10 protein-coding genes are annotated in these 12,065 nt (G+C 62.9%); 7 read left to right on the forward strand and 3 right to left on the reverse strand.

Going from position 1 to position 12,065, the window contains the following annotated elements:
* The first annotated feature begins 63 nt into the window (after nucleotides 1-63).
* On the forward strand, nucleotides 64-2,133 hold the full coding sequence (locus UP10_RS15680) for an ATP-dependent helicase (protein WP_245321753.1): 2,070 nt from the start codon (nucleotides 64-66) through the stop codon (nucleotides 2,131-2,133).
* A gap of 174 nt (nucleotides 2,134-2,307) precedes the next feature.
* Here the strand turns inward: UP10_RS15680 and UP10_RS15685 are convergent, their stop codons facing one another.
* Nucleotides 2,308-3,039, reverse strand: coding sequence for an adenylate/guanylate cyclase domain-containing protein (locus tag UP10_RS15685; protein WP_044588196.1), 732 nt, complete (start codon nucleotides 3,037-3,039; stop codon nucleotides 2,308-2,310).
* Between the two features lie 77 nt (nucleotides 3,040-3,116).
* Nucleotides 3,117-3,368 carry a PilZ domain-containing protein gene (locus UP10_RS15690; protein ID WP_044588197.1) on the reverse strand — a complete coding sequence of 84 codons (252 nt, stop codon included), beginning with the start codon at nucleotides 3,366-3,368 and terminating at the stop codon, nucleotides 3,117-3,119.
* Nucleotides 3,369-3,630: 262 nt separating this feature from the next.
* On the opposite strand from UP10_RS15690, the gene UP10_RS15695 reads away from it, so the two are divergent.
* A complete protein-coding gene (locus tag UP10_RS15695) occupies nucleotides 3,631-5,037 on the forward strand; it encodes an MFS transporter (RefSeq protein ID WP_044588198.1) in 1,407 nt (468 codons plus the stop codon).
* Between the two features lie 289 nt (nucleotides 5,038-5,326).
* On the opposite strand, the gene UP10_RS15700 is transcribed toward UP10_RS15695, so the two are convergent.
* Nucleotides 5,327-6,097: a Spy/CpxP family protein refolding chaperone gene (locus UP10_RS15700; RefSeq protein WP_044588288.1), complete on the reverse strand. Its 771-nt coding sequence runs from the start codon at nucleotides 6,095-6,097 to the stop codon at nucleotides 5,327-5,329.
* A 473-nt stretch (nucleotides 6,098-6,570) separates the two neighbouring features.
* Here UP10_RS15700 and UP10_RS15705 point away from each other — a divergent pair, with 473 nt between their 5' ends.
* The 5 genes from UP10_RS15705 (at nucleotide 6,571) to UP10_RS15725 (ending at nucleotide 12,017) form a co-directional block, all read left to right on the forward strand.
* Nucleotides 6,571-7,911, forward strand: coding sequence for an ABC transporter substrate-binding protein (locus UP10_RS15705; protein WP_044588199.1), 1,341 nt, complete (start codon nucleotides 6,571-6,573; stop codon nucleotides 7,909-7,911).
* 117 nt (nucleotides 7,912-8,028) lie between these two features.
* Nucleotides 8,029-8,967 (forward strand): carbohydrate ABC transporter permease, encoded by a 939-nt coding sequence (locus UP10_RS15710; protein ID WP_044542160.1) that lies wholly within the window; start codon nucleotides 8,029-8,031, stop codon nucleotides 8,965-8,967.
* The gene (locus UP10_RS15715; RefSeq protein WP_044542161.1) at nucleotides 8,967-9,878 is read left to right on the forward strand and encodes a carbohydrate ABC transporter permease; all 912 of its coding nucleotides are present in this window, start codon (nucleotides 8,967-8,969) and stop codon (nucleotides 9,876-9,878) included. The genes UP10_RS15710 and UP10_RS15715 overlap by 1 nt, the downstream gene beginning before the upstream one ends.
* 21 nt (nucleotides 9,879-9,899) lie before the next feature.
* Nucleotides 9,900-11,000 (forward strand): ABC transporter ATP-binding protein, encoded by a 1,101-nt coding sequence (locus UP10_RS15720; RefSeq protein ID WP_044542162.1) that lies wholly within the window; start codon nucleotides 9,900-9,902, stop codon nucleotides 10,998-11,000.
* A gap of 27 nt (nucleotides 11,001-11,027) precedes the next feature.
* Entirely contained in the window at nucleotides 11,028-12,017 is a 990-nt protein-coding gene (locus UP10_RS15725) for a hydroxyacid dehydrogenase (RefSeq protein WP_044588200.1), read from the forward strand.
* Nucleotides 12,018-12,065 lie beyond the last annotated feature (48 nt).

Consider the following 12,065-nt stretch of genomic DNA (forward strand, 5'->3'; position numbering starts at 1 on the left):
CCACGCGCCGGCGCGTCAGTCCCAATCGGCGTGATGTCTGTTAGCGTCAGGCAGGGGTGATTCGTGCCTGATATTGCCAACACAGCCTATCTGGATGCGCTCAATCCCGAGCAACGCCGCGCGGTCGAGCACGGCGTCGGGATCGACGGAACCATCGGTGCGCCGCTGCTGGTGATCGCAGGTGCCGGCTCGGGCAAGACCAACACGCTGGCCCACCGTGTCGCGCATCTGATCGTCGCCGGTGCTGATCCACGCCGCATCGTGTTGATGACCTTTTCCCGCCGCGCCGCCGCCGAAATGGCAGGCCGCGTCGAACGCATCGCGCGCCGCGTGCTGGGCGACAAGGCTTCTGTGATGACGGACGCGCTGAACTGGTCCGGCACGTTTCACGGCATCGGCGCGCGGCTGTTGCGCGAATTCTCCGAGCGCATCGGGCTCGATCCGGCCTTCACGATCCACGATCGCGAGGATTCCGCCGATCTGATGAACCTGGTCCGCCACGACCTCGGATTCTCCAGGACCGAAAGCCGGTTTCCGACCAAGGGCACCTGCCTCGCGATCTATTCGCGTTGCGTGAACGCGGAGATGGGAATCGAAGCGGTGCTGGGTCAGTTTTTCCCCTGGTGCGCGGGCTGGGCCAACGAACTGAAACAATTGTTTGCGGCCTATGTCGAGACCAAGCAGCAGCAGAACGTGCTCGATTACGACGACCTGCTGCTCTACTGGGCGCAGATGGTCACCGATGCCAGCCTCGCAGACGAGATCGGCGGCCGCTTCGATCATGTGATGGTCGACGAATATCAGGACACCAACCGCCTGCAGTCCTCGATCCTGCTTGCACTCAAGCCCGCCGGCCGCGGGCTCACCGTGGTCGGCGACGACGCGCAGTCGATCTATTCCTTCCGCGCTGCGAGCGTGCGCAACATCCTCGATTTTCCAAACCAGTTCAGCCCGGCGGCGGAGATCATCACGCTCGACCGCAACTATCGTTCGACCGAGCCGATCCTGTCGGCCGCCAACGGCGTGATCTCGCTTGCCAAGGAGCGCTTCACCAAGAACCTGTGGACCGATCGGACCTCGACCCGCAAGCCGCTTCTCGTCGCAATCCGTGACGAGGCCGATCAGGCCCGCTACGTCGTCGAGCAGGTGTTGGCCAACCGCGAGGAAGGCGCGTTGCTGAAGCACCAGGCCGTGCTGTTTCGTACCTCCTCGCACTCAGGACCGCTCGAGGTCGAGTTGACCTGCCGCAACATTCCGTTCGTGAAATTCGGCGGCCTGAAATTCCTCGATGCTTCCCACGTCAAGGACGTGCTGTCGCTCTTACGCTTCGTCGCCAATCCGCGCGACCGGGTCGCCGGTTTTCGCATCCTGCATCTGTTGCCGGGGGTCGGGCCGGCCTCGGCGCAGCGCGTGCTCGACCGCATGGCGGAGGCCGCCGATCCGATCGCCGCGCTGACATCCCTCTCCGGACCGCCGCGGGCCGGCGAGGACTGGCGGCTGTTCGTGCAGGCGATCAAAAACCTCCGCTACTCGGAATGGCCCGTCGACATCGAACGCGCGCGGCTGTGGTACGAGCCGCATCTCGACCGCATCCACGAGGACAGCGAAGTCCGCCGCGCCGACCTGATCCAACTCGAGCAGATTGCTGCGGGCTATCCCTCGCGCGAGCGCTTCCTCACCGAGCTCACGCTCGATCCGCCGGACGCGACCAGTGACCAGGCCGGCGTGCCGCTGCTGGACGAAGACTATCTCATCCTGTCGACGATCCATTCCGCCAAGGGCCAGGAATGGAAGTCGGTCTACGTGCTCAATGTCGTCGACGGCTGCATGCCGTCCGATCTCGGCGCCGGGACGTCGGCGGAACTCGAAGAGGAGCGCCGCCTGCTCTATGTCGCCATGACCCGCGCCAAGGACGATCTGCACCTGCTGGTGCCGCAGCGCTTCTTTGTCCACGGCCAGGCCGCCAAGGGCGATCGCCACATGTACGCCTCGCGCACCCGCTTCATCCCGGACCGTCTGCTGCCGACGTTCGAGCGCACCACCTGGCCGCGCGCGGCCGCCGAGCCCCCCTCGTCAGCCAACCGCGCACCGCCGATCGACATCCGCGCCAGGATGCGCGGTATGTGGCGCTGACACCTTCTCGAAAATTTTCAGGGTGCCGGAACGAACCTGCCGTCGCCGCGTTGAGGCGATGTTCGTAATCGGCAAACGACCATCCCAGACGGCTTCGGCGCGTAGTCCCCGCACAACGGCTTCGCCTTTGTCGCTGGAGGACGCGCCGGAGCCGTCTTTTTGCGTTGCGTCAAATCACGCAGAAAACAACGTGACCGGTTCGGCAAAGCCCTTCAACGCATAATCGGAGCCGGTTGCAGAGATCATGTCCCGGGTTCGATCCCGCACAGCCGCCGTGACGAGGATCTCGCCCGATTTCGCAGCCGCCTGGACCCGGGCGGCACGATTGACGACGGTACCAACCGCTGTCAGATCCCGATGGGTCTGACCGAACTCACCGAAATTGGTATCGCCGCTGTCGATCCCGATGCCAATGCCGATCTCGACATCGCCCGCACCGATGGCCTGCACCAGTTCGTCGCGTCTGCGGCGGAAGCTCTCCTGGATTTCGCGAGCGGCCAGCAAGGCCTGCGCGGCATGATCCTGCTGCCGAACCGGAAAATTGAAAATCGCCAATACGGCATCGCCGATTGTCTTGTTGAGGATGCCGTCATAGCGCCAGATCGCGGCAGCGCAGTCATCGTAGAACGCGTCCAACAGCATCGTCAGTCCGTTCTGTGCAATGATTTGCGTCAGTGTGGTGTAGCCACGCAGGTCAGCGAACATGATGGTGGCGTCGATGGTCACGGCGCGCGCCTTCATGACCTTCGAGAACGCCATCTCGCAGATCGTGCATGTGTTCGGGTTCATCCGGCTCGGCTTGATGCCGAACAGCCGGAATGGCACTGACAATGGCCCGCGCAGCGGGATCGGCACGTGCAGATTTTGCCAGCAGCCGAGACAGATCGTTGCAGATTCCGGAGTCATTGACGCACCCTGCTGTTCCAGCAGCGAAACCGGGGCAGCCTAGCACTGTTCCCGGCGCCCGGCAGAGATTTGCGCGCTCACGCGGCATCCACGAAACTGACGCCGACCCGGGTCTTCTTGGTCCAGATCACCCGGCACTCGTAGACTTCAGAGGCATCATTCGCCATCACCAGGCGGAAGCGGTGCGGCACGAAAGCGGGGTTCTCGACTTCGATCGCTGCCCCTTCAGCTGATATGTTCACGATCACGCAATGCATGACCGAACCGCCCGACGAGACATAGCCGGGTTCATTGACCTCGGTTCGCGGATGCTTGCGCTTCTCGTCCATCCGGCTCGGCCTCGAACATCTTGACGCAGGCTTGGCGTCTCGCCCCGGATTAGTCAACGGTTCGGACCTATCGCATCGGGCTTTCGCACCGCGATTTGTGCGCAAAAGCGAACCTTCGCGTGCATCGACTGGGCGCAGGTGAGCCCCGCGCAAGCCTGGGCTTGTGGTTCTCGACGCCGGAAGGATAGCCTCGGTCGATCGGCGGTGCGGCGGCGCGACGCCCGCTCTGGACAAAAATGAACAGGCGCCCAGGGGAGACGCCATGTTCGAGATTCTCGATCGCCGGACCAGTCTGACCGGCAACCAGATCAAGATCCTCGTTGCCGCCATCATGGGCGACGCGCTGGAATTCTTCGACTACTTCCTGATCGGCTTCGTGCTCGCGTTCCTGATCGGGCCCTGGAAACTCACATTCGGTCAGTCTGCCACGGTGCTGATGAGTTCCGGCGTCGGCGCCATCCTCGGCGCCTTTCTCTGGGGCTGGCTCGCCGACCGGATCGGCCGCCGGATCGTGTTCATGGGCACAGTGCTGAACTTCTCGATCGCGACCGGCCTGCTCTATTTCACCCCCGACAATGGCTGGGTCTATCTGACCGTCCTGCGCTTCTTCGTCGGCACCGGGGTCGGAGGGCTCTATTGCGTGGACCTGCCGCTGGTCCAGGAGTTCATGCCCTCGCACAAGCGCGGCTGGGTCGGCGGGCTTGTCACCTGCGTGATCCCGCTTGGCGTCGGACTCGGCGCCGTACTCGGCGGGACGATCGGGAGCGACCAATGGCGGCTGCTGTTCGCAATCGGCGTGTTGCCGTCGCTGCTGGTGCTGCTGGTTCGCCTGTGGGTCCCGGAGTCGCCGCGCTGGCTGTGCCGCCAGGGACGCTATGAGGAGGCCCGCAAGTCGCTCGCCTGGGCGCTGCAGATGCAGCCCTCCGAACTGCCGCTGCCGAGCGCGGCCGATGCCGGTCCGATCGTCAAGTCGAACTGGCTCGATCTGTTCAAACATCCCCGCAGCCTGATCGTCTCCTGGCTGGGCAATGCCGGCGCGCAGACCGGTGTCTACGGCATCACGCTGTGGGCTCCCTCGCTGTTCGTGCTGCTCTTGAAGGTTTCGCCCCAGGAAGCCTCCAGAATGATGGTCCTGCTCAGCGTCTCCGGCTTTGTCGGGCGCATCTCCTTCTCTTATTTCTCGGAACTGTTGGGGCGGCGCACCGCCGGCGGCCTGCTCGGCTTCGGCGCCGGCGCACTGACCATCATCGCCGGCTATCACTACGACTCGACGCTGTTCGGCATGTCCGCGTTCTGGCTGTTGCTGGCCGCGGCGTTCTTCTTCGCCGATGGCGGGTTTGCCATCGTCGGCCCCTATGCGGCCGAGGTCTGGCCCTCGCATCTGCGCACCTCGGGCATGGGCTCGGCCTATGGCTTCGGCGGCATCGGCAAGATCATCGGGCCGCTCGGCCTCGCTTTGATCGTCGGCTCCAACAATTACCTCAAGCCGGACGTGCCACTGACGCAGATTCCGACCGCTTTCGTCTATCTCGGCTGCTGGTTCCTGATGGCGGGCGCCGTCTATTACTTCTTCGGCCTTGAGACCCGGGGCAAGTCGATCGAGCAGATCGACAAGGAGCTGACCGGGTCCGTTGAGGTGGCGGCTCCCGCGACGGTCCGGCAAGCCTAAGCAATTGCAAGGCCGGCTCAGCCATTTCGAAACCGTCGGTGCCCGGATGCTAGGCGCCGACGCGGACCTCAGCTTCGTCATGGCCGGGTACGGGCTTGCGCCGCCGGGTTCCCGACAAGGCCCCGACTCGGCCATCACTCGGGCGCGATCCGGTCCGCTTTTCTTCAACATTGAATGACGATCTAGCCGGGCCGCGCCGCTGCGGCAGAATAGCCGGGTGCCGCGCCTTCAACCTACCCCAGGGCCTGGTGGCCCGGCTATTCGTCCCCATTTCGTCGTCAGTGGATCCTCAATCGAGGCCGCGCTCGTGGCTGAGGCGGACCATTTCATTGATGAATATCTGTTTCTGTTTGTCGTCGAGGCTCGCATATAACGGCTCGGCTGCGTCGGATACGTTGCGCTGATCGACCGCGCGGTCGTTGAGGAATTGGGCCTCATTGCGCATCTGCTCGATGATGTCGTCGGGCGGATCGCGCTGCGCGCGCGCGATACGCAGGTTGAGGCGGTCAGCGCCGTTGTGGCCGAGATAGTGCATCGCGCTGTTGAATCCGGCCCACTGTTTCTCCTGATCCGGCGTCAGGTTCAGCTCCTTCTTGATCCGCTCGATATTGGCGTCGCTGTTGGCGACCATCTGCTCGGCCGTGAGCTGTGGCGCCCCCTCCTGGGTCAGCACGGCAGCCTGCTTGGCGCCCTTGTCCTTGCCAGCGTCCTTGGCAGATTTGGCCGACTTGGTGCCCTTGGCGCCTTGCTTGTCGCCGGGCGCCGCCGGCTGGGACTGCGGGTTCTTGCCGTTGGCAGCGTTGCTGTTGGGGGTGTTTGCGTTGTTGCCGGTGAACACGCTGGTCACGCCGGTCACCACCCCGACCACGCCGCCGATGGCGCCGCCCAGGACTCCGCCGACCGGTCCTGCCGCCTTGTTGCCTTCACGCGCCCCCTTCTCGACGCCCTGCGCGATTTGCGCATCGACGATGTGGGGGGCCGCGACCAGCATCACGGTGGCGGCTCCAAGCGCGACGCACAGTTTCCACCGCACACGCATCTTCGCTACCGGGCTACGCATTATCGGCTCTCCATGATCGATCGTGGGTTTGAGGATGGTTGAATCCATGCGGGGCAAAAGTGCGCGTCAGCGAATCCGGACTTTATCGTTTCCAGCTTCACCGAGTCTATCGGCTGATTGGCAAGACGACAAAACGCCCGTCGTTGAGACAGCTTGCCCCGTTCGCGGGGAACCTGCGACGCAACCGCGCACGATACGCGACGGAGATCATAATCTCGCCAGCGTGCGGCGCAGCATGAGCGTGAAAGATGCTGCAAACGGCGCAAGTGTGGCCGCGCCAACCGCGCTGCCCGAGATTTGACCACAACGTTAGTTCTACGCGCGGAAGCATCTGGTTTCTCGACAGGGGCCGGCAATTCTGTTCTGATCGGCATCGATGAAATCTCATGACGCCGCGCAAACGCGACGCACAAAAACATAACAACGAGATTTCCGAAGCCTTTTGTCCGTTGGCTCACCAGGGAGGGAACGCCATGTTACGGAGGAAGCTTTCACGCCGACAATTCGTTGCTGCGACAGCGCTGTCATCGGCCGCGCTGATATCAGCGCCATACGTCCGCGGTGCCTATGCTGCCGGAAAGCTCTCGATCGGCTTCTGGGATCACTGGGTGCCGGGTGCCAACGACGCGTCGAAAGCCCTCGTCAAGGAATGGGCCGAGAAGGAAAAGGTCGACGTCGAGATCGATTATGTCACCAGCCAGGGCAACAAGAATTTGGTGACGATCGCCGCCGAAGCGCAGGCCCGATCCGGCCACGACATTTTCGCTATGCCAACCTGGTGGTGCCACTCCAATTCCGAGCAGCTAGAGCCGGTCAACGACATCATGGGACCGATCGTTGCCGAGAACGGCGAGGTCAACGGCACGGTCAAATATCTCGGACAGCTCGATGGCAAGTGGCTCGGCGTCCCGGCCTGCTGCGGCAGCCAGATCAAGGGTCCCTGCTCGCGCATCGACCTGATGAAGAAGCATGCCAACATCGACGTGCAGGAAATGTACCCGGCCGGCAGTCCGCCGAAGGCCGACAACTGGACGCTCGACACATTCCTCAAGGCGGCGGAAGCCTGCCAGAAGGGCGGCTTCCCGTTCGGCATCGGCCTTGGCGAGACCAGCGACAGCGTCGACACGGCGGGTGCGATCTTCCAGTCGTTCGGTGCCCAGCTCGTCGATGCCAAGGGCAACCTGACCGTCAAGACCGACGCGGTGCGGCAGGCCCTCGACTATTACAAGAGGCTGATCGCCTTCCTTCCGCCTGACGTGTCGGCATGGGATGACGCCTCCAACAACAAATGGCTGGTCTCCGGCAGAGGCGCCCTCATCATGAATCCGCCGAGCGCCTGGGCAGTTGCCAAGCGCGACGCACCGCAAGTCGCCGAGCAATGCTGGACGCACGGCTTCCCCGCCGGGCCTAAGGGACGTTTCGCGCCTTATCTGCCCTATTTCTGGAGTATCTGGAACTTCTCGAAGAACAAGGAAGCGGCCAGGAGCCTCCTTATCCATCTGTCGAAGCCGGCTTCAATCGAGAAGCTGGTGGTCGCGAGCGGTGGCTACGACCTGCCGGCTTACGAGAAGCTCACGACCTTGAAGGTCTGGCAGGAGGAAGGGCCGCCGAAGGGCACGCTCTTCCACTACCCGAACCCCTACAATCACCAGATATTGTCGATCGCGGCCTCGCCGGCGCCGCCCAAGATCGCCCAGCAGATCTACTTCCAGGCCACGCTGACCAAAATGTGCCTGAGATACTATCAAGGCGAGAAATTGGAGACGACGCTCACCTGGGCCGAGGGCGAGTGCGAAGGCTTCATGCGAAGCTGAGGAACCTGCGCTCCCGCGCGGCGCCGCATTCAGGTGGCCGCGCGGGGTATTGCCTTCATCGCGGCGTCCATCCGGCGCACCGGCACGTTCGACCAACCCGCGCGAGGAACCTGCGTCATGGTTGATGTCACCTTCCAGCCCAACGGAGTTGCAGCAGCGCGGACTGCGCGTAAGCGTGGCGGCCTTCGCAACGCACTGAGGCGCAAGTCGACTTCGGCATTCCTGATGACACTGCCGCTGATCGTTCTCATCGCAGTCCTCGTGATCTACCCCGCCTTTTATTCATTGCACCTGGCGACGCTGAACAAGTCGATGTCGAGATTCGTCGGCTTCGGCAATTTCGAGTTCCTGTTCAAGCGCGAGACCTTCTGGCTGGTGGTCAAGCAGTCCTGTATCTTTGCGATATCGGCGGTGCTGTTCAAAGCGCTGATCGGCTTCATTGTCGCGCATTTCGTGCACAACGTGCCTGCCAACAAGCAGCGCAAATGGCGCGGCATGCTGCTGGTGCCATGGGTGATTCCGCCGGCGATGTCGACGCTCGCCTGGCTGTGGCTGTTCGATCCGTCCTACAGCGCCTTCAACTACACGCTCTCGTTCTTCGGCATCGGGCCGATCCCGTGGACAGGCGACGCCGTGTGGGCGCGCTTCTCGGTCATCCTGGTCAACGTCTGGTACGGCGCGCCGTTCTTCATGATCATGTATCTGGCGGCGCTGAAGTCGGTGCCCGAGCAACTCTATGAAGCGGCGGCGATCGACGGCGCCAATTGGTGGCAGCGGATCTGGTATGTGACGCTGCCGATGATGCGAAACATCATCGCGATCACGACACTGTTCTCGCTGATCGTCACCTTCGCCAATTTCGACATCGTGCGCATTCTCACCGCAGGTGGTCCGCTCGATCATACCCACATCTTCGCCACCTGGGCGTTCCGCGTCGGCATCGAGGGCAGCGACATTCCGCTGGGCGCCAGCGTTTCGCTCTTCATGGTACCGATCCTCGCCGTCGCGGCCGTCTTCATCCTCCGTGATATCAACAAACGCGGGAACGAAGCCTGATGAGCACGCTCGCAATCGACAAGTCCGGACCGACCCGCAATGTCAAATATGGCAGCATGAGCCGTGACCGCACCTGGGCGCTGCGCTGGTCGTATTTTTTCCTCACCCTGTTTGCGATCTTCTCGCTGGTGCCACCGCTCTACATGCTGATCACGTCATTGAAAGGCAGCGCGGAGATTTCGGCGGCGACAAATCCGTGGTGGATCTATCACCCGACACTCGAGAACTACGTTCAGCTATTGACCTCGAACCAGTTCCTGCGCTTCTTCTGGAATTCGGCGTGGGTCTCGATCATCGTCGTGACGATCACCATGCTGATCAGCGTACCCGCGGCGTTCGCGCTGGCGCGGATGAAGTTCTGGGGCTCTGCGACGCTGGCGACCGGTGTGTTCCTGACCTACCTCATTCCCGACACGCTGCTGTTCATCCCGCTGTTCAAGATGTTTGCGACGATCGGCGACTGGACCGGCATCCAGCTGATCAACCGTTGGTACGTCCTGCTCTTCATCTATCCGACACTGACGGTGCCGTTCTGCACCTGGATCATGATCGGATATTTCGCGTCGATCCCGAAGGAGCTGGATGAGGCCGCCATCATCGACGGTGCGAGCTGGTTCCAGACGCTAACGCGTATCTTCATTCCGGTGGCACTGCCCGGCCTGATCGCCGCGACGATCTTCGCCTTCACCGTCTCATGGGCCCAGTTCCTCTATCCCCTCGTGTTCACGACCTCGACCGATCAGCTCGTGCTGCCGGTCGGCATCATTACGACCCTGATCAAGGGCGACGTGTTCAACTGGGGCCAGATCATGACGGGTGCCCTGCTCGGCGCCGCGCCGCCGCTGATCATCTACGCCTTCCTGATGGACTATTACATTGCCGGCCTGACCGCCGGTGCGACAAAGGGTTGAACACGACAAAGGGTTGAACTCATGGCTGACGTTACGTTGCGCAAGGTGGTGAAGCGTTACGACGACGTCGAGGCGGTGCGCGGCATCGATCTCGACATCGCCGACCATGAGTTCGTAGTGCTGGTCGGGCCAAGCGGTTGCGGCAAGTCGACGACGCTGCGGATGATCGCCGGGCTCGAGGACATTTCGGATGGCGATATCATGATCGGCGGCGATGTCGTCAACGACGTGCCGCCAAAGGATCGTGACATTGCGATGGTGTTCCAGAATTATGCGCTCTACCCCCACATGACCGTCGCCGAGAACATGTCGTTCGGGCTGCGGCTGAAGCACTATCCGAAGGCCGAGATCAAGAGCCGGGTTGCCGAAGCGGCCCGCATGCTCGACATCACCGAGCTGGTCGATCGCAAGCCGAAACAGCTCTCGGGCGGCCAGCGCCAGCGCGTCGCGATGGGCCGTGCCATCGTGCGCAATCCGAAGGTGTTCCTGTTCGACGAGCCGCTGTCGAATCTCGACGCCAAGCTGCGGGTGCAGATGCGGATCGAGATCAAGAAGGTGCACCAGAAGGTCCGCACCACAACCGTCTACGTCACCCACGACCAGGTCGAGGCGATGACGCTGGCCGACCGCGTTGTGGTGATGAACCACGGCCGCATCGAGCAGATCGGCACGCCCAACGAACTCTATCACCACCCGGCGACCCGGTTCGTCGCGAGCTTCATCGGGTCGCCCGCGATGAATTTCCTGCCGTGCCGCCTCGAGGATACCGCAGGTCAGCTGTCTGTGAGGCTGACCGACCGCATCGCCTTCCCGCTGCCGCCGCAGCGCGCGGCGCGCTACCAGGCGGTGCCGCGCACCGACAAATTGCTGCTCGGCATCCGGCCCGAGCATGTCACGGAGTCCAAACCGCATGTCGAGCCGGGCGTCGAGCCGTTCGATGCCGTCCTCGACGTCACCGAGCCGATGGGCATGGAGACGCTGGTTTATTCCACCCTTGAAGGCACCCAGATCTGCGGCCGGGTCAACCCCAATGCCGGCGCGCGGGATGGCGGCCCGCTCCGAATGGCTGTGGACCTCAACAATATGCATTTGCTAAACGAGGTGACCGGCGCCGTCCTTTGACGGCCGACAAGAACTCAAGGGCAGGAAATGGCGACCAACAAGAAGAAGATTTTCATCACCCAGACCTTCTCCCCGGGCGCACGGGCTCTGCTCAACGAACGGGACGATGTTGAAATCGTCGAATTTCCGAACATGATTTCCGCCGAGGCCTTCCAGACCATGCTGGCGCAGCATGCGCCGGTTCATGGCGTCGCGCTCGGCGCGACCCGCTTCGGCGAGCCAGAGCTCGAAGCCTCCGGGGATATGCAGGTGGTGACGCGGATCGGTGTCGGTTATGACGCGGTCGACGTGCCGGCGCTGTCGCGCCGCAAGGTGCCGCTGATGGTCGCGGGCACCGCCAACTCGCCGTCGGTCGCCGAACAGGCGCTGTTCATGATGCTGACGCTGGCCAAGCGCGCGCGGGAAATGCACGCGATGGTGAAAGATGGCACCTGGGCGAAACGGCTCGGCGTACTGCCGTTCGACCTCTACGGCAAGACGGTGCTGATCGTGGGCTTCGGCCGGATCGGCACCCGCACCGCCAAGCGCTGCCTCGCGATGGAAATGCAGGTGCTGGTGTACGATCCCTACAAGCCGGCCAGCGAAATCACCGCGGCCGGCTGCGAAGCGGTGCCGGACCTCGATGGAGCCCTGTCGCGTTCGGATTTCGTCACCATTCATTGCCCGAAGACGCCCGAAACCGTCGGCCTGTTCAACGCTGACAGGCTCAAGCACATGAAGCCGGCGGCCTACCTGATCAACACCGCGCGTGGCGGCATCGTCGACGAGAAGGCACTGCATGACGCACTGGTATCGGGCAAGCTCGCCGGCGCCGGCCTTGATGTGTTCGAGGTCGAGCCGCCGCCGGTCGGCCAGCCCCTGCACAGCCTGCCGAACGTGATCATGGCGCCGCACGTTGCCGGCGTCACCGTTGAAGCGGTCGATCGGATGAGTGAGCAGACGGCCCGGAATATCCTGAGCGTGCTGGACGGCAGTCCGTTGCGCCAGAACGTGATCAACCAGGACGTTCTCGGCTGAACTTTCGGCCTTAGTCATTCACGCCGGGACTGAACCTCAAGATCGGTC

The sequence above is a fragment of the Bradyrhizobium sp. LTSPM299 genome (genome assembly GCF_000938235.1).
GTDB lineage: Bacteria > Pseudomonadota > Alphaproteobacteria > Rhizobiales > Xanthobacteraceae > Bradyrhizobium.

Excerpts from the sequence above, each read along its gene's own strand:
- UP10_RS15685 (WP_044588196.1), bottom strand. The coding sequence starts at position 3,039 with ATGACTCCGGAATCTGCAACGATCTGTCTCGGCTGCTGGCAAAATCTG.
- UP10_RS15690 (WP_044588197.1), bottom strand. The coding sequence starts at position 3,368 with ATGGACGAGAAGCGCAAGCATCCGCGAACCGAGGTCAATGAACCCGGC.
- UP10_RS15695 (WP_044588198.1), top strand. The coding sequence starts at position 3,631 with ATGTTCGAGATTCTCGATCGCCGGACCAGTCTGACCGGCAACCAGATC.
- UP10_RS15700 (WP_044588288.1), bottom strand. The coding sequence starts at position 6,097 with ATGCGTAGCCCGGTAGCGAAGATGCGTGTGCGGTGGAAACTGTGCGTC.
- UP10_RS15705 (WP_044588199.1), top strand. The coding sequence starts at position 6,571 with ATGTTACGGAGGAAGCTTTCACGCCGACAATTCGTTGCTGCGACAGCG.
- UP10_RS15710 (WP_044542160.1), top strand. The coding sequence starts at position 8,029 with ATGGTTGATGTCACCTTCCAGCCCAACGGAGTTGCAGCAGCGCGGACT.
- UP10_RS15715 (WP_044542161.1), top strand. The coding sequence starts at position 8,967 with ATGAGCACGCTCGCAATCGACAAGTCCGGACCGACCCGCAATGTCAAA.
- UP10_RS15720 (WP_044542162.1), top strand. The coding sequence starts at position 9,900 with ATGGCTGACGTTACGTTGCGCAAGGTGGTGAAGCGTTACGACGACGTC.
- UP10_RS15725 (WP_044588200.1), top strand. The coding sequence starts at position 11,028 with ATGGCGACCAACAAGAAGAAGATTTTCATCACCCAGACCTTCTCCCCG.